Below are 16,642 nucleotides of genomic sequence, written 5' to 3' on the forward strand. Positions count from 1 at the left end.
GGTTCGGATTCCCTTGATGATTCGTTAAGGTCGGCGATGTGCTCATCAAGAACGTGCGGGTGTTCGACCCCGATTCCGGCACCGCCGAACCGGCGAATGTGCGTGTCGAAGACCGGCTCATCACCGCCGTCGGGTCTGATGTGGACGGTCCGGATCCGTGGGACGGGCAGGGCGGACTCCTCATCCCCGGCCTGATCGACTGCCACGTTCACGTCGCTTTCCCCGGCGCGAAAGGGCTTCCGCGCAGTGCAAGGATTCTCGAAGCAGTCGCCACCCTGCGCCGCCTGGGCACACGAGGCATCACAACCGTCCGTGACGCCTGGGGCGCCGATGCCGGGTTCAAACACGCGCTTCGCGAGGGCTGGATCGAAGGCCCCGACCTCCTCGTGAGCCTGCGCCAGCTGTCGCCGACGGGTGGCCTCGGCGACGGGTGGGGCGCGGACACCGGCCGCCTCGATCGGATCGACGACCCGGCTCTGCCGGACGCGGTGTTCGACGGCGCGGACCAGGCGCGCGCGGCCGTGCGGCGGATGGTGCGCGCGGGCGCCGACTGGGTGAAGCTCGGGGCGAGCGGCGCGCTGGCCCACCTCGCCGAGAACAAGGACATCCGGCCCACCGACGAGGAACTCCACGCGGTCACCGACGAGGCCCGCCGTGCCGGTCGTGATGTGCTGGCCCACGCGCACACGGCCGTCGCCGCAACGGCCGCCGCGCGCGCCGGTGTGCGCAGCATCGAACACGGCGTGTTCCTCGACGACCGAGCCGTCGCCGCGATGCGCGACCACGGCTGCTGGTACGTCCCCACGCTCGCCCCGATCCCGGCCGAGCACGCCGCGGCGCACCGGCGATCGCTCGCGCTCGCGCGCGAAGCCGGTGTCCCCGTGGCCGCGGGCTCGGACCTGGCGCCGCGTCCACACGTCGACTTGCTGACCGAGCTGCGCCTGCTCGCCGACGCCGGCCTCGGCGCCGCCGGAGCCCTGCGCGCGGCCACGAGTGAAGCTGCGCGGCTGCTGCGGCTCGACGACCGCGGCCGCGTCGCACCGGGCCTGCGGGCCGATCTGGTGCTGCTCCACGGCGCAGACCTCGACGTCACCGATCTCGCCGGCCGCGTCCGAGCCGTCTGGCAGGCGGGCCGGCTCGTGCGCGGCTGAAAACCCCTCGCCGCGCACCACCGGCGCGCGACACACTCACCGGCGTGGACTTCCTCCCCGGCCTCGAACTCGCCCGCCGCTTCCACGCCGACGCCGTGCGCCCGATCCTCGAACGCCGCGGCCTCACCTACTCCGCGGCGTTGCTCGGCCGCGGCTCCGACGTCCTCGGCTTCGACACCGCGCGCTCCACCGACCACGACTGGGGCCCGCGGCTGCAGCTGTTCGTCGACGATCCGACCGGGCTCACCGACCTGCTCACCCGCGAGCTGCCCCGCGAATTCCTCGGCTACCCCACCAACTTCGCCGACAACGACGGCGACCCGACCACCCGCATGGCTCCCACCGACGGCCCCGTGCGCCACGCGGTCGAGATCACCGACGTCGACAGCTACTTCAGCGCCTACCTCGGTTTCGTCCCGCGGGCACCGATGTCTCGCGCCGACTGGCTCACCACCCCCACCCAAACCCTCGCCGAACTCACCGGTGGCGCCGTGTTCCACGACGGTCTCCGTCGCCTCGAACCCTTGCGCGCCACCCTGTCCTGGTACCCCGACGACGTGTGGCGCGAAGTCCTCGCCGGCCAGTGGCGCCGCATCGCGCAGGAGGAGCCCTTCGTGGGCCGGTGCGGCGAGGTGGGCGACGAACTGGGCTCGGCCGTCGTCGCCGCGCGGCTCGTCCGCGACCTCCTGCGCGTGTGCCTGCTGATGGCCCGCCGCTACCCGCCGTACTCGAAGTGGCTCGGCAGCGCGTTCGCCCGCCTGTCCCTCGCGCCCGCCCTCACGCCCCACCTCAGCGGCACCCTCGCGGCGACGGACTGGCACACCCGCGAAACCCACCTCACCCACGCCTATGAAACCGTTGCGGCGCAGCACAACCAGCTCGGCCTCACGGCGGAGCTGGACCCGCGCGTCCGCGGCTTCCACAGCCGGCCCTACCGCGTTCTGGACGCCGCCCGCTTCGCCGACGCCCTGCATCCGGGCGCGATCGGGGCGATCGACCAGTGGGTGGACAGCACCGATGTCCTCGGCCGTCCGGAGTGGACCCGAGGGCTGCGGCTCTAGGGCCGCCGCGCGGTCGGCACCACCGACGGCGGCTCGCCGACGTGCTCGACCGAGGCGAACCCGGCGTCCGCCAGAGCCGATTCCCACGAGCCGCTGGTCCGCGACAGGACGAGCAGCCCGCCCGGCCGCACGTTCGCCGCCAGGTGCGGCAGCGCCTCGGCGGCGACACCGAACGCCACCACCACGTCGAAGTCGCCGATCACCGGCAACCGGGCGGGCTCGTGCACCTCGTACGAGATCCCCAGCGGGTCGCGTTCCTCTTGCCGCTGGGCGGACGCGATCAGCGCGCGGTCCGCGTCGACGCCGACCACACGAGCTGCGCCGGCCGAGCGGAACAGCCGCGCGGGGAACCCGGCGCCGCCGCCCACCACCAGGACCCAGCGCCCGGCCGGCGGACCGGCGGCGGTGAGCACGGCGTCGGCTTCGGCACTCTCGGCGGGGCTGCGGGGAGGTTCGGGCACGGGCGGGCTCCTGCCGGGCGAGGGCTGCCCTTCGACGCTAACCCGCCACTGCGCGGCCCGACAGGTGCATCCGGAGCAGCGCACGAAAAGGCCCCCGCACCGGATGCGGGGGCCTTCTCGGGGCGAACCGATCAGACGGAGAAGGGCTGACCCATCGCGTGCGCCAATCCGATCTGCTCCGCCTTGGCGTCGGTCGGTTCGAGGTGCTTCTTGCTCCGCCGGTTGCGCTTCTCGACCCACGTGGCCAGCGCCGTGAGCAGCAGGCACAGCACGATGTAGATCACGGCGGCGACGATGGTCGACGGCACGATCGGCCGGCCGAACGCGCCCTGCGAACCGATGTAGCGGGCGTAGTACAACAGCTCCGGGTAGGTGACCAGGAAGCCGAGCGCGGTGTCCTTGAGCAGCACCACCAGCTGGCTGATGATGGTCGGCAGCATGGCCCGGATGGCCTGCGGCAGCAGGACCGTGAACATCACCTGGGTCTTGCGCATGCCGAGCGCGTACGCGGCTTCCGACTGGCCCTTGGGCAGTGAGTTGATGCCCGCGCGGAAGATCTCCGCGAGCACGGAACCGTTGTACAGCGTCAGGCCGAGCACCACGGCGAACAAGGGCGAAGTGTCGACGCCCACCGCCGGCAGGCCGTAGTAGAACAGGAACATCAGGATCAGCAGCGGGATCGCGCGGAAGAACTCCACGATGAACGCGGAGACGCCGCGGATCACCTTGTGCTCGGACAGCCGACCGGCGGCGAACACCGAGCCGAAGATGAGCGCGAAGACCGCGCCGAGCGCGAAGGCCTCCAAGGTGGCGAGCACCGCGTCGGCCAGGTCGGCCTGCACCTGGGAGTACTGGAGCCACTCCCACTTCTTCGCCGCGAACTGACCGCTTTCCGCGAACTTGTAGATCACGAACGCGATCAGCGCGACGACCACCAGGATGCCGATCACCGCGTACAGGCGGTGCCGCATCCGGGATTTCGGCCCGGGGGCGTCGAACAGGACGGAGCTCATCGGGCCACGCTCCAGCGCTTCTCGAGGCTGATCTGCACGAACGAGAGCACGGCGACCAGGATGATGAACCCGAGCGCCACCCACAGGAGGGCGACCAGCTGGCTGTCGCCGCGCTCGGAGACGTACTGGCGGATCGCGCCGGCTTCCGCGACGGAGAAGCCACTCGCGATGGTGGTGTTCTTCAGCAGCGCGATGAGCGTGCTGATCAGCGGCGGGACCACCGACCGCAGCGCTTGCGGCAGGACCACCTGGCCGAGGATCTGGCCGAACGAGAGACCGAGCGCGCGGCCCGCCTCGGCCTGGCCGACGGGCACCGTGTTGATGCCCGAGCGCACGACCTCGCAGATGAACGCCGACGTGTACACCGTCATCGCGACGCAGGCGTACGGGAAGTAGTCGAGCTTGAGGATGTTCAGCAGGGGGTACGCGAAGACGAAGAACGCGAACACCAGGGTCAGCGGCGTGTTGCGCACGATGGTCACGTAGACCGTGCCGATCGCCCTGAGCACCGGCACGGGGCTCACCCGCAGCATCGCCAGGATCGTGCCGAACACGAGGCTGGCGGCGCCGGCGATCAGGAACAGTTCGATCGTGCGCAAGAAGAACGGACCGAAGAGGTCCAGATTGTCGAGCAGGACGTCCATCGAGCCTTCCCCGCGTCCGTAGGTTCACGTGGCACGGCCGGTGGACGGGAACCCCGTCCACCGGCCGCAGAGCTGGATCAGTAGCGCTGGATGGTCGGCTTCGTCGCGGTCGCGCCGGACTTGCCGAGGGTGGCGTCGTAGATCTTCTGCCAGGTGCCGTCGTCCAGGCTGGCCTGCAGGAGGTCGTCCATCTTGGTGCGCAGCACCTTGTCGTCCTTGTTCAGGCCGATGCCGTAGGGCTCCTGCGAGAACGGCTTGCCCACGACCTTGAACGAGTCCGGGTCCTGTGCGGCGAAGCCCTTGAGGATCGCGTCGTCGGTGGTGACGGCGTCGACGTCCTTGGTGCTCAGCTTGTCCACGCACTGCGAGTACTTCTGGAACTCGACGATGTTGCCCGGCTCCGTGAGGCCCTGGTCACGCACGCGCTGGATCGGGGTCGACCCGGTCACCGAGCAGACCTTCTTGCCCTTCAACGTCTCCGGGCCGGTGATCGTCGTGTCGTCCTTGCGCACCAGCAGGTCCTGGCCGGCCTGGAAGTACGGGCCGGCGAACGAGACCTGGGTCTTGCGCTTGTCGGTGATCGTGTACGTGCCGACGTAGTAGTCGACCTGGCCGTTGGAGATGGCCTGCTCACGGGCGCCCGAGTCGACCGTGACGAACTTGATCTTGTCCGGGGCGATGCCGAGGCCGGCGGAGATCATCCGGGCGATCTCGATGTCGAAGCCCTCGAACTTGCCCGTGGTCGGGTCCTTCAGGCCGAGACCCGGCTGGTCGTCCTTGACACCGACGGTCACGGCGCCGGCCGTCTTGATCTTCGCGAAGACCGGCGAGCCGGCCAGGTCCACGTTCTGCGCCACGGTGTAGGTCGGCAGGGCCGCGGTGTTCGCGCCGCTGGCGTCGCCGGGAGCGGCGGGCGTGCCTTCCTTGCCGCAGGCCGTGAGCAGCAGGCCGCCGGCGAGCAGGCCCACCGCGAGGGTGCGGATCCTCATTGACTTCTCCTGTATCTGTCGTCGGTGTGGCTCGTCGGAGGCCACCCGGGTACGGCGAAGGTGCCGAGGGAAAACTGCGGGATTCTCAGTGGGTGAGGATCTTGCCGAGGAAGTCCTTCGCCCGATCGCTCTTCGGCTTGGTGAAGAACTCGTCCGGCGTGGTGTCCTCGACGATTTCGCCGTCGGCCATGAAGATCACCCGATCGGCTGCCCTGCGGGCGAAACCCATTTCGTGGGTGACGACGAGCATGGTCATGCCGTCCTTGGCGAGGCCGGTCATCACGTCGAGCACCTCCTGGACCATTTCCGGGTCCAGCGCCGAGGTCGGCTCGTCGAACAGCATCACCTTGGGGCGCATCGCGAGCGCCCGGGCGATCGCCACGCGTTGCTGCTGGCCGCCCGAAAGCTGGGCCGGGTACTTGTCCGCCTGGTTCGCGATGCCGACCCGTTCGAGCAGTTCCATCGCGGTCTTGCGGGCATCGGCCGACGAGGCCTTGCGGACCTTCACCGGCGCGAGCATCACGTTCTCGAGGATCGTCTTGTGCGCGAACAGGTTGAACGACTGGAAGACCATGCCGACGTCCGCGCGCAGTGCCGCGAGGGCCTTGCCCTCGGCCGGCAGGGGCACGCCGTCGACGGCGATCTCGCCCGAGTTGATCGGCTCCAGCCGGTTGATGGCGCGGCACAGCGTCGACTTGCCCGAGCCCGACGGCCCGAGCACCACCACGACCTGGCCGCGAGGTACCTCGAGGGTGATCTCCTTCAGCACGTGCAGGTCGCCGAAGAACTTGTTCACGGCGGTCGCCTTGATCATCGGCGCCGCCACCTCCGCGGTCATCTTGGCCTCCAGAGCTCCTTCACCACCGGCATCCGAGGCACCAGGTCCCCGTCGATGGCGGAAACCTACTCCGGTCGGACCCTTTGTAAAGGCGGCTTGAGCAATACTTAGGGTTTCAAAAACGTATCGGCTTTCGACGGCGTCTTCGCCGGTCGACGGCCGTCCGTGCTGCTCAGCCTAGCCGCGGGCGCATCTCGAAATCACGCTGTGCGGTCCAGACGGGTGACGCAGAGTGATCCTTTGTGCCCTGTCGTGGTCGCGGTCGGGTGCCCCCTAGAGTTCCCCGCTACCGTGGGCTGGATCACCGGGGAGGCGAGCGGTGCGGGTGCTGCTGGTTGAGGACGACGACCGGGTCGCGGGCGCCCTCGTGCCCGCGCTGACGCGGCGCGGCCTGGAAATGCAACGGTTGCCGTCGGGCGCCGGGGTGCTGGACCGCGTGCACGACGTCGACGTGGTGCTGCTCGACCTCGGCCTGCCCGACATCGACGGCGTGGTGCTGTGCCGCCGCATCCGCGCGGTCAGCGACGTCGCCGTGATCGTGGTGTCGGCGCGCGGCGAAGTGGACGACCGGGTGCAGGGCCTGCGTGCGGGCGCGGACGACTATCTCGTGAAGCCCTACGACGTCGAGGAGCTGCTCGCGCGCGTCGAGGCGGTGCGACGCCGGCGTGGCGAACGCGCCGACGGGCCCGCGCCGAAGATCGAGGTCGGCGACGTGACCATCGACCTCGCGCGCCACGAGGTGCTCGTGGCCGGCGAGCCGATCGCCTTGTCCCGCAAGGAGTTCCAGGTGCTGGCGCTCGTCGCGGGCGCGCGTGGTTCGGTGTGTTCGCGCGAGCACGTGCTCACGGAGGTGTGGGGCCACCGCGGCGCGGCCGAGAGTCGTTCCCTCGACGTGCACGTGGCCACGCTGCGCACGAAACTCGGGCGGCCGGCGCTGATCGAGACCGTCCGCGGCGTGGGCTACCGCCTCGGCGGCGGGCGGGGCTGAGCCGTGCGCGTCCGCCTCCAGGGGATCGTGGTCACGCTCGTCGCGCTGCTGGTGTTCGGGCTCGGCATCCCCCTGGCGCTGACGATGGCCAACAGCCTGCAGCAGAACCTGTTCCTCGACCGGCTCACGGACACCGCGCGGTTCGCTTCGCTCGCGCAGCGGCCCCTGATCGACAACCGGCCCGCGCTGCTCGAACCGGAGCTGCGCCGCTACACCGAGGTGTACGGCGTGAAGGTCGTGGTGGTGAACCAGGACGGCGTGGCGGTGCTCAGCTCGCTCGGCGGCACCGACGCGGCGCGCATCGACCGCACGGCCATCGCCGCCCCGGTCAACGAGGCGCTCGCCGGCCGTCACCCGGAACCGGGCCCGCTGCTCATGCCGTGGTCGTCGGCGCCGCTGGTGCTGGCCGAGCCGATCCTCATCGACGGCGAGGTGCGCGGGGTCGTCGTCACGGAGTCCTCGACCGACCACGTGCGCACGCGGCTGCTGTGGCAGTGGCTCGTGCTCGCCGCGGGCGCGGTGATCGCGTTCGGGCTGGCGCTGCTCGTCGCGATCCCGGTGGTGCGCTGGACGTTGCGGCCCGTGCGCCGGCTCGACGAGGCGACGGGCGCGCTCGTGGCGGCCGTGGTGAGCGGGCGCGAAGCCGAGCCGGTGGGGGAGAGCGGCGGGCCGCCGGAGCTGCGCAAGCTCGGCCGTTCGTTCGACCGGATGGCGGCGAGCGTGTCGGAAGCGCTGGCGGCGCAACGGGCGTTCGTCGCCGACGCGTCGCACCAGCTGCGGAATCCCTTGACGGCGCTGAAGCTGCGGCTGGGCAACCTCGAAGGCCACGTGGACGACGAAACCGCGGCCGCCGACCTCGATGCCGCGCGCGTGGACGCGAGCCGTCTCAACCAGATCCTCGACGAGCTGTTGTCGATGGCCCGCGCCGAGTCGGCGGGCGGGGAGCTCGTGGCCGAGGACCTCGGTGCGGTGGTGGCCGACCGGGTCGCCGACTGGAGCGTGGTGGGCGCCGCGCGCGACGTCGCGCTGGAAACCGACGCCGACGTGAACGGCGCGCGTGTGCTGCTGCCGCCGCGCGGACTCGAGGTGATCCTCGACGCGCTGATCGACAACGCCCTGAAGTTCACCGGCGCGGGCACCTCGGTGCACGTGTCGGCCGCGCAAGCCGGCGAGGGTGTCACGCTCGCCGTGCGCGACCACGGGCCCGGCCTGCGCGAGGACGAGCTCGAACGCGCGGTGGACCGGTTCTGGCGCAGCAGTGCGCACCAGAACGTGCCCGGTTCGGGCCTGGGGCTGGCGATCGTGCGCGAGATCGTGCGCCACTCCGGCGGGGACATGCGGCTGTCGCTGCCGGACGGCGGCGGGCTGCGGATCGAGCTGGACCTGCAGGTCGCTAGATCTTGAGGCTCCGGTAGTACGTCAGCGCGCCCGGGTGCAGCGGCAGCGGCTCGGTCTCGATGCCCGGGTGGACGTCGATCGAGAGCGCCGCGCGGTTGGCCCTCGCCAGGGCGGGGCGGGAATCGTAGAGGCCGCGGGTGAGGGCCTCGGCGACGTCGGCGGACATCTTCGTGGGGACCACGAGGAAGTTGGGCACCACCAGCGTGGTGACCGGGCCGGCCTGGTTGTAGGTGCTGCCGGGGATGGTGGCGGTGCCGTAGACGGGGCTGTAGGCCTGCATGCCCTCCATCAGGCTGGCCATGTCGAGCAGCCGCAGGCCCACTTTCTGCGTGTACTGCGTGATCAGCGGGGTCGGCAGGCCGCCGGACCAGAACAGGGCGTCGACCTGGCGGTTTTCGAGGGCCTTGAGGGAGTCGTCGAGGCCCAGCTGCTGCACGCTCACCGCGTTGCTGAGCCCGGCGACGGCCAGCACGCGGTTGGCGATGTACTCCACCCCCGACTCGGGCGAGCCCACCGCGATGTGGCGGCCCTTCAGCATCGACACCGACGTGTAAGGCGAATCGGCGCGCACCACGATGTGCAGGTAGTCGTCGTGGATGCGCGCCAGCGCCGTGAGCTGGCCCGGGTGCTGCTGGGCGGACTCGGCGGCGAGGTCGGCGGCCACGAACGCCACGTCGGCACCACCGGACAGCACGCGGTTGATGTTGTCGCGCGAACCCTGCGTGGCCATGACCTCCGGCGCCTCGATGCCCAGGTCCGCGGCCCAGGCGGACGCGAGCGGCCGGGCGAGGTTGTTGTAGACGCCGCCGACCGCGCCCGCCGCTATCCGCAGGTGCAGACCTTCGAAGCTGGGGCCGCACGCCGCGGTCAGCCCGGCCACGAGCACCGCTGTCACGACCGCCGCCGTCCGCCTCCACCGCATGGGGCGATCGTGCCAGACGGGCGGTGCGCCCGAGCGCGTCATGTGCACTGCATCGTGAACCGGGCCGTCTCGAACCTCCCCGCCGCCAGCTCGTCGGACCGGATGGCCCAGTAGATGGTGCCGACGTCGCCCCACATCATGTCCACGTCGTCGTCGCTGTCGAACTGGGCGAGCAGCACCCAGCGCGCGCCTTCCTCGGCCAGCCGCGGGTCCCGGCGGCGGCTTTCGAGCGCCATCGCGGCGATCTCCGTCTCCGAGGCGTCCTGGATCGCCGTGCCGTAACCGCCGATCTGGTGCCGGGTGGTCCGCTCGGTCTCGGCCCAGGCGAGCTCGCCGAACAGCCCCGCCCGCGACCCCGCTTTGCTCAGCGGCACGCCGTCAGCCGTGGTGGTGGTCTCGAGCAGCACGTGACCGACGTCGGGCGCCGAGCCGACGAGGCGGGCGTGCAGCTCGCGGCGCGGGTACGCGAGGTGCTCGACGGGCGCGGCCCGCTCGGTGGTCGGCGTGCCGGCCGGGACGAAGATCACCTGGTTGCCGTCGAGGTCCTCGGGTTCGGCCGGCAGGTCGTCGTCCTCGTCGTACCGGCCGTCGAAGTAGAAGAACAGCAACGTGCCGTGCTCGGGCAGCGTGTCGAGCTCAGGCGGCAGCCGCGCGCAGTCCACGGACCCGATGAACGTGAGCGGCCCCCGCTCGTCCCACACCGGCCACGCCACGTCGTCCGGCAGCGCCGGGTCGCCACCCAGCTGCCCCACCGGCTCCCCGTCTCCCTCCCGCACCAGGTGCACAGCGGGGCGCACGAGCCCCAGCCACGGCTCCACGGCCTCGGCGGGCAGCCGGTCACGGGCGAGGGCGGCCAGTCGTTCTCTCCATGCGGTCACGGAGGCATCATCGCAGCGCACACCGACAAAAACCGCGCCGCGGACGAGGGGCCCGAGATCAGGCCGGACCCCCGAACAACCAGGTGGGCGGCGTCTTCACCCCCGTCGGCCGGGGTTACCCTGATGGACGATGACCGAGAATCGCAAGACCTTCCAGATCCGCACCTTCGGCTGCCAGATGAACGTGCACGACTCGGAACGGCTCGCCGGTCAGCTCGAGGAGGCCGGGTACGTCCCCGCGAGCGCGGAGGCGAAGCCGGACCTGGTCGTGTTCAACACCTGTGCCGTGAGGGAGAACGCGGACAACAAGCTCTACGGCACCCTGGGCCACCTGCGCCCGGACAAGGTGGCGAACCCCGACATGCAGATCGCCGTGGGCGGGTGCCTCGCGCAGAAGGACCGCGCGGACATCGTGAAGCGCGCGCCGTGGGTGGATGTCGTGTTCGGCACGCACAACCTCGGCGCCCTGCCGACCCTGCTGGAGCGCGCGCGGCACAACGCCGAGGCCGAGGTGGAGATCCTCGAGTCGCTCGAGACGTTCCCGTCGACGCTGCCCGCGCGGCGCGAGTCGTCGTACGCGAGCTGGGTGTCGGTTTCGGTGGGGTGCAACAACACGTGCACGTTCTGCATCGTGCCGTCGTTGCGCGGCAAGGAACGCGACCGCCGGCCGGGCGAGATCCTCGCCGAGGTGGAGGCGCTCGTGGCCGAGGGCGTGCTCGAGGTGACGCTGCTGGGGCAGAACGTGAACTCCTACGGCGTCGAGTTCGGCGACCGCCTGGCGTTCGGCAAGCTGCTGCGCGCCACCGGCGGCATCAGCGGCCTGGAGCGCGTGCGGTTCACCTCGCCGCACCCCGCGGCGTTCACCTCCGACGTGATCGACGCGATGGCCGAGACCGCCAACGTCTGCCACCAGCTGCACATGCCGCTGCAGTCTGGTTCGGACCGCGTGCTGCGCGAGATGCGGCGCTCGTACCGCTCGGGGCGCTACCTGAAGATCCTCGACGAGGTGCGCGCGGCGATGCCCGACGCGGCGATCACCACCGACATCATCGTCGGCTTCCCCGGCGAGACCGAGGAAGACTTCCAGGCGACGCTCGACGTGGTGCGCGAGGCGCGGTTCTCCAGCGCGTTCACGTTCCAGTACTCGAAGCGCCCCGGCACGCCGGCCGCCACGATGGCCGACCAGCTGCCGAAGGAGGTCGTGCAGGAGCGCTACGACCGGCTCGTGGAGCTGCAGAACGAGATTTCCTGGTCGGAGAACAAGAACCTGGTCGGGACCAAGGTCGAGCTGCTCGTGGCCGCCGGCGAGGGCCGCAAGGACGCCGAGACGCACCGCATGAGCGGCCGCGCCCGCGACGGGCGGCTCGTGCACTTCACGCCGGCCGGGTCCGTTGTGGACCGCGCGGTGCGCCCGGGCGACGTCGTGGAGACGGTGATCACCTACGGCGCGCCCCACCACCTGGTCGCCGACGGCGACCTCCTGACCCACCGCCGCACCACGGCGGGCGACAACGCCGAAGCCGGTCTTCGGCCCAAGACGAGCGGGGTCACGCTGGGGCTGCCGGGCTTCGGAGCCCCGGCCGCGCAGCCCGCCCCGGTGAGTGGGTGTGCGCTGTGAGCGAGCCAGGAACGCCGGCCGAGGTCGACGACAAGCTGACCGACGAGATCGACCAGGCGGGCACCCGCGCGTCCCGCACGGTGGAGCTCGGCCGCCGCGGCTTCTCCATCGCGGTGTTCATCGTCGTGCTGCTGGTGGCGCAGTTCCTGCCGTGGGTCGGCGACCACGCGGGCTACCAGGTCCTGCAGGGCCAGGGCGGCGGCATCCCGCAGCTGTTCGCCGCCACCTCCACCGGCATCGGCGTCATCGCCGGCGCACTCGCCCTCGCGACCCGCCGCTGGTGGCTCGCCTGGTGCTGCGCGGCCGGCGGCTGGTTCGCCTCCGTCGACGGCCTGCTGTCGGTCTGGTCGCAGCAGTCGTCGCACGCCAACGGCGCCGTCGGCGGCGGCCCGGGGATCGGCATGATCGTGGCGTGGATCGCGACGATCGTGCTGGCGACGATGTGGATGAGGACGGCTTTTTCGCGGGCTTGAGCGGCGGCGGGCGAGGAACCTCCACGGAGGATCATCCGGTGATCGAGGAAATGCTCGTCGAGAACCTGAAGAAGGCCGAGGCCAGTCCGGCAACCGGTCTGCCGGAGCCGGCTCGTGGCTTGGTGGACTCCGGCCGGCAGGTCGACCTGCGCATCCCGTAGTTCGAAGAGACATCTACCCAGGCCTGATCGTCGAAGGAACCGCGGAACAGCACGGCCCCGCAGTGCGCGTTCTCGCCCCCTCGGGCCGCCGTGCCCACTCGCCGCCAAAGCCGAGCGGTAGAGGTCGACGACCTCGTGCTGCGTGGCCACTGCCTGCGCGACCTGCCCGGCCTCGCCAAGGCCGCGCGCAAGATCACCGAGTGGCGTTAATTCCTTCCCGGCACTCTCGCGGTGAAGGTTGACCTGCCGGGCCAATGCCACGGGCGCAATCTGGACGGGCGGAGCCTCCTATTGCTTTTCGACACCGAAGCGTGAGACTCCTGCAACAAAGTTCGAGCGCGGCGCGGGTTCGCACGCGGTCGACTTTTGCGGTGCGCGGAAACGGCGATCGGCCGGTTGTGAAGCTGGAAGAACGGAATCCGAGGGCCCCTGGTCTGGCGTGAAGGGACCGTTCATTCCTTGATCGCGCAGCGCTCTGATCGCCGCGCTTGATCGGCTTGGCTGCGATGCTCTTGGTGTTATGGCGTGCCGCGGGCTTGCCAACGTCGGCTTGTGCTTGGCGCGACTCGCTCTGCGGCACGGCTCAACCGCGGCCCCTGCTCCAACCGAAGCAACTTCCCTCGCCGGACTGCCAACTGCTCGGCTTGGCTTGATCACCCTTCGCGACCACACCCCACCCGAACGAACGAAAAGGGCCGCTCCCCGGTGGCAAACCCGGCGAGCGGCCCTTCCCGTACCGAAAAGAACCTCAGCGATCCGCCACCGCGGCCTCCGCGGCTTCCATCCACTCCCGCCACTGCGCGGCCTGCTCGTCGGCCTTCTTGGCGCGCCGCTCGTCACCCGCGGCGCGGGCCTTGGCGGCCTGGGACTCGAACTGCTCCACGCGCTCGCGGAACTGGGCGGCGCGGGCCTGGGCCTCCGGGTCCGTGCGGCGCCAGCGGCTGTCCTCGGCGGACTTCACGGCGTCCTGGACGGACTTGAGGCGGCCGTCGAGTTCGCGGATGCGTTCGCGGGGGACCTTGCCGATCTCGTCCCACTGCTCCTGGATGCGGCGCAGGGCCGACTTGGCGGCCTCGAGGTTCGCGGCGACGTCGATCTTCTCGGCCTCGACCAGCAGCTCTTCCTTGCGCGCGGCGTTGCCGGCGAACTCGGTGTCGCGTTCGGTGAACACGGCGGAGCGGCGGGCGAAGAACGCGTCCTGGGCGGCGCGGAAACGCTGCCACAGGGCCTCGTCGCTGTCCTTGGGCGCGCGGCCCGCGGCGCGCCACTCGGCCATGAGCTCCTTGTAGCGGCCGGCGGTGGCGCCCCAGTCGTCGGACTCGGCCAGCGACTCGGCTTCGGCGATGAGCTCTTCCTTGCGGTGCTTGGCGCTCGCGCGCTGCTTGTCCAGCTCCGCGAAGTGCGAGCCGCGGCGGCGGTTGAACGCCTCGCGGGCCTTGGAGAACCGCTTCCACAGCTCGTCGTCGGTCTTGCGGTCGACGCCCTTGACCGTCTTCCACTCGTCGAGGATCGTGCGCAGCCGGTCGCCCGCGACCTTCCACTGCGTCGAGTCGGCGGCGATCGTCTCCGCCTCCTCGGCCAGCGCCTGCTTGCGCGTGACGGCGGCCGCGCGGGCCTCCTCGCGCTCCTGCTTCACGCTGGCCAGGGCCTTCTCGGCTTCGGCGATCACGAACTCGACGCGCGCGGCCAGCGCCACCAGGTCGCCGACCAGCGCCGACTCGGCCAGTCCGTCGCGGATCTGCGTGGCGTTCGACAGCGCGTGCTTCGGGTCGCCGACGCCGGACGTCAGCCGGGTCTCCAGCAGCTCGACCTCGGTGCGCACGTCGTCGAAGCGGCGGGCGTAGTGCACCAGGCCCTCGTCGGGCGTGCCGGCCTGCCAGACCCCGACCGCGCGCTCGCCGTCGGTGGTGAAGACGAAAACGGTGCCCTCGGCGTCGACCCGGCCCCAGGTGGACGGGCTGGGCTCGGCGGGCGGCACCGGAGGTGCGGCCTGGGCGCTGCCGGGCGCGTGCGGCACCGGGTGCGGTGCCGGGGTGCCGCTGGACGTGTTCTCCTGGGCCATCGCAGGCTCCTTATCGCCTGTACGCCCGCTGGTGCGGGCGCCCCGCGTGCTGCGGGGCCGGGTTACGCGGTGGTGCTCTCCGGGGGCATGGGGCCCCAGCGGCATTCAAGCAGCTCAGCGCCTGCCGTGGTACTGGATGAGCCACCTGAAGCCAGTGATCCTACTTCTCCTTGACGCTCCGTGTCGGCGGTCCTCCCCGTCCAGGTACCCTCGGCCAGCGTGATCAGCCCTGCTCAGCCGCCTCGTCCGGTGGCCGTCGTCGGTCCCACGGCCACCGGGAAGACGGCGCTGGCCGTGGAGCTCGCCCTCGCCCTCGGCGGTGAGGTCGTGAACGCCGACGCGCTGCAGCTCTACCGCGGCATGGACCTCGGCACGGCCAAGGCCACCGAGGCCGAGCGGCGCGGCGTGCCCCACCACCTGCTCGACGTGCTCGACGTGACCGAGACCGCGTCCGTCGCCGCCTACCAGCGTGATGCCCGCCGAGTGATCGAAGACCTCCTCGCCGCCGGCCGCGTGCCCGTGCTCACCGGCGGCTCGGGCCTCTACGTGCAGGCGGTGCTCGACGACCTGAAGTTCCCCGGCACCGACCCGGCCGTGCGCACACGGCTCGAAGCCGAGGCCACCGAACGCGGGACAGCCGTCCTCTACGCGCGCCTCACCGAGCAGGATCCGGTCGCGGCCACCGCCATCCTGCCCACGAACACGCGCCGCATCGTGCGCGCGCTGGAGGTCATCGAGCTCACCGGCGAGCCGTTCTCGGCGAACCTGCCCAAACCCGGCCCGGCCCGTTACAGCACCGTGCTGATCGGCGTCGACCGCGAGGCCGCCGAGCTCGACGAGCGCGTGGACCTGCGGGTGGCGCGGATGTTCGAGGCCGGGCTCGTCGACGAGGTCCGCGCGCTCGAAGCTCGCGGCCTTCGGGAGGGCAAGACCGCATCGCGGGCTCTGGGGTACCAGCAGGTGCTCGCGGAAATCGACGGCGAAGGCGACTTCACGGCCGCGGCCGCGGCCACCGCACAGGCGACCCGGCGCTTCGTGCGCCGCCAACGCTCCTGGTTCCGCCGCGACAAGCGGATCCAGTGGTTCGACGGCGCTTCGCCCGACCTGGCCGCGCGCGTGCTCGGCGCGCTCGACCAGTAATCTTGTGCCATGGGCGGCATCGAATTCCTGAAGGGCCACGGCACGCAGAACGACTTCGTGCTGCTGCCCGACGCGTCCGGCCGCCTTGACCTCACCGCGGAGCGGGTGGCCGCGCTGTGCGACCGCCGCCGCGGCCTGGGCGCCGACGGCGTGCTGCGCGTGGTGCGGGCCGGCGCGCTCGGCGAGGCGTCCGACGGCGAGTGGTTCATGGACTACCGCAACGCCGACGGCTCGATCGCCGAGATGTGCGGCAACGGCGTGCGCGTGTTCGCCCGCTACCTCGTCGACGCGGGCCTGGCGGGCGACGGGCACTTCACCGTCGGCACCCGCGCGGGCGACCGGCCGGTGGTGGTGCACCCCGATCGCACCGTGACGGTGGACATGGGGCCGGCCACGATCACCGGCACGTCGGTCACGGTGGTGGCCGGCAGCCCGTTCTCCGGCGTGGCCGTGGATGTCGGCAACCCGCACCTCGTCTCGGTCCTCGAGGACGACGTCGCCGGCCTCGACCTGCGCGAGCAGCCCGACTTCGACCACGACGTGTTCCCGACCGGCGTGAACCTCGAGTTCGTGAACCTGCTCGGTGAAGGCGCGCTGCGGATGCGCGTGCACGAGCGGGGCGTGGGGGAGACGCGGTCCTGCGGCACCGGCACGGTGGCCGCGGTCGCCGCCGCGCTGCACCTGGCCGGCACCGACACGGGCGCCTCCACAGTGGACATCCCCGGCGGCCAAGTCACCGTGACGGTGGCCCGCGGCGCCGCCACGCTCACCGGCCCGGCGGAGATCGTCGCGCGCGGCGAGCTCGACGAAGCCTGGTGGGCCGCTGCCGGGGAGTGACCCCCGGC

Annotated in this window: 17 protein-coding genes; 9 read left to right on the top strand and 8 right to left on the bottom strand. The window is 71.3% G+C overall.

What is annotated here, in order from left to right; genetic code table 11:
• Window positions 1-38 precede the first annotated feature (38 nt).
• Together VSH64_RS00980 and VSH64_RS00985 are read left to right on the top strand one after the other, a co-directional pair.
• The gene (locus VSH64_RS00980; protein WP_326569661.1) at window positions 39-1,151 is read left to right on the top strand and encodes an amidohydrolase family protein; all 1,113 of its coding nucleotides are present in this window, start codon (window positions 39-41) and stop codon (window positions 1,149-1,151) included.
• Between the two features lie 44 nt (window positions 1,152-1,195).
• Entirely contained in the window at window positions 1,196-2,212 is a 1,017-nt protein-coding gene (locus tag VSH64_RS00985; RefSeq protein WP_326569662.1) for a DUF4037 domain-containing protein, read from the top strand.
• Here the strand turns inward: VSH64_RS00985 and VSH64_RS00990 are convergent.
• The 5 genes from VSH64_RS00990 to VSH64_RS01010 all read right to left on the bottom strand — a co-directional run bounded on the left by VSH64_RS00990 (window position 2,209) and on the right by VSH64_RS01010 (window position 6,133).
• Window positions 2,209-2,673 carry a class I SAM-dependent methyltransferase gene (locus tag VSH64_RS00990; protein WP_326569663.1) on the bottom strand — a complete coding sequence of 155 codons (465 nt, stop codon included), beginning with the start codon at window positions 2,671-2,673 and terminating at the stop codon, window positions 2,209-2,211. The genes VSH64_RS00985 and VSH64_RS00990 overlap by 4 nt on opposite strands.
• A 131-nt stretch (window positions 2,674-2,804) precedes the next feature.
• Window positions 2,805-3,686, bottom strand: a complete 882-nt coding sequence (locus tag VSH64_RS00995; protein WP_326569664.1) for an amino acid ABC transporter permease — start codon at window positions 3,684-3,686, stop codon at window positions 2,805-2,807.
• On the bottom strand, window positions 3,683-4,330 hold the full coding sequence (locus VSH64_RS01000) for an amino acid ABC transporter permease (RefSeq protein WP_326569665.1): 648 nt from the start codon (window positions 4,328-4,330) through the stop codon (window positions 3,683-3,685). The genes VSH64_RS00995 and VSH64_RS01000 overlap by 4 nt, the downstream gene beginning before the upstream one ends.
• Before the next feature lie 77 nt (window positions 4,331-4,407).
• Entirely contained in the window at window positions 4,408-5,319 is a 912-nt protein-coding gene (locus VSH64_RS01005; RefSeq protein ID WP_326569666.1) for a glutamate ABC transporter substrate-binding protein, read from the bottom strand.
• A gap of 85 nt (window positions 5,320-5,404) precedes the next feature.
• Window positions 5,405-6,133: an amino acid ABC transporter ATP-binding protein gene (locus VSH64_RS01010; protein WP_326837866.1), complete on the bottom strand. Its 729-nt coding sequence runs from the start codon at window positions 6,131-6,133 to the stop codon at window positions 5,405-5,407.
• A gap of 343 nt (window positions 6,134-6,476) precedes the next feature.
• Here VSH64_RS01010 and VSH64_RS01015 point away from each other — a divergent pair, with 343 nt between their 5' ends.
• The gene (locus tag VSH64_RS01015) at window positions 6,477-7,145 is read left to right on the top strand and encodes a response regulator transcription factor (protein WP_326569667.1); all 669 of its coding nucleotides are present in this window, start codon (window positions 6,477-6,479) and stop codon (window positions 7,143-7,145) included.
• A 3-nt stretch (window positions 7,146-7,148) separates the two neighbouring features.
• A complete protein-coding gene (locus VSH64_RS01020; protein WP_326569668.1) occupies window positions 7,149-8,549 on the top strand; it encodes a sensor histidine kinase in 1,401 nt (466 codons plus the stop codon).
• Here VSH64_RS01020 and VSH64_RS01025 read toward each other — a convergent pair.
• Together VSH64_RS01025 and VSH64_RS01030 are read right to left on the bottom strand one after the other, a co-directional pair.
• Window positions 8,539-9,465, bottom strand: a complete 927-nt coding sequence (locus tag VSH64_RS01025; protein WP_326569669.1) for a TAXI family TRAP transporter solute-binding subunit — start codon at window positions 9,463-9,465, stop codon at window positions 8,539-8,541. The two genes, VSH64_RS01020 and VSH64_RS01025, sit on opposite strands and share 11 nt — an antisense overlap.
• A 38-nt stretch (window positions 9,466-9,503) precedes the next feature.
• On the bottom strand, window positions 9,504-10,343 hold the full coding sequence (locus tag VSH64_RS01030; RefSeq protein ID WP_326569670.1) for a YwqG family protein: 840 nt from the start codon (window positions 10,341-10,343) through the stop codon (window positions 9,504-9,506).
• A 130-nt stretch (window positions 10,344-10,473) separates the two neighbouring features.
• Here VSH64_RS01030 and miaB point away from each other — a divergent pair, with 130 nt between their 5' ends.
• From miaB to VSH64_RS01045, 3 genes are read left to right on the top strand one after another with little or no spacing between them, the layout of a single operon-like run.
• Window positions 10,474-11,961 carry a tRNA (N6-isopentenyl adenosine(37)-C2)-methylthiotransferase MiaB gene (gene miaB / locus VSH64_RS01035; protein ID WP_326569671.1) on the top strand — a complete coding sequence of 496 codons (1,488 nt, stop codon included), beginning with the start codon at window positions 10,474-10,476 and terminating at the stop codon, window positions 11,959-11,961.
• Complete coding sequence (locus tag VSH64_RS01040) at window positions 11,958-12,434, top strand: Rv2732c family membrane protein (RefSeq protein WP_326569672.1); 477 nt, start codon at window positions 11,958-11,960, stop codon at window positions 12,432-12,434. Before miaB ends, VSH64_RS01040 begins: the two co-directional genes overlap by 4 nt.
• A 38-nt stretch (window positions 12,435-12,472) precedes the next feature.
• Window positions 12,473-12,595: a hypothetical protein gene (locus VSH64_RS01045; protein ID WP_326569673.1), complete on the top strand. Its 123-nt coding sequence runs from the start codon at window positions 12,473-12,475 to the stop codon at window positions 12,593-12,595.
• 748 nt (window positions 12,596-13,343) lie between these two features.
• On the opposite strand, the gene VSH64_RS01050 is transcribed toward VSH64_RS01045, so the two are convergent.
• On the bottom strand, window positions 13,344-14,657 hold the full coding sequence (locus VSH64_RS01050) for a DUF349 domain-containing protein (protein WP_326569674.1): 1,314 nt from the start codon (window positions 14,655-14,657) through the stop codon (window positions 13,344-13,346).
• Between the two features lie 219 nt (window positions 14,658-14,876).
• Between VSH64_RS01050 and miaA the strand changes: the two genes are divergently transcribed.
• Both miaA and dapF read left to right on the top strand, forming a co-directional pair.
• Window positions 14,877-15,797, top strand: coding sequence for a tRNA (adenosine(37)-N6)-dimethylallyltransferase MiaA (gene miaA, locus VSH64_RS01055; RefSeq protein ID WP_326569675.1), 921 nt, complete (start codon window positions 14,877-14,879; stop codon window positions 15,795-15,797).
• 9 nt (window positions 15,798-15,806) lie between these two features.
• Entirely contained in the window at window positions 15,807-16,634 is an 828-nt protein-coding gene (gene dapF, locus VSH64_RS01060) for a diaminopimelate epimerase (protein ID WP_326569676.1), read from the top strand.
• The last annotated feature ends 8 nt before the right edge of the window (window positions 16,635-16,642 follow it).

Origin of the sequence: Amycolatopsis rhabdoformis (assembly GCF_035918295.1) — a bacterium.
Lineage (GTDB): Bacteria > Actinomycetota > Actinomycetes > Mycobacteriales > Pseudonocardiaceae > Amycolatopsis > Amycolatopsis rhabdoformis.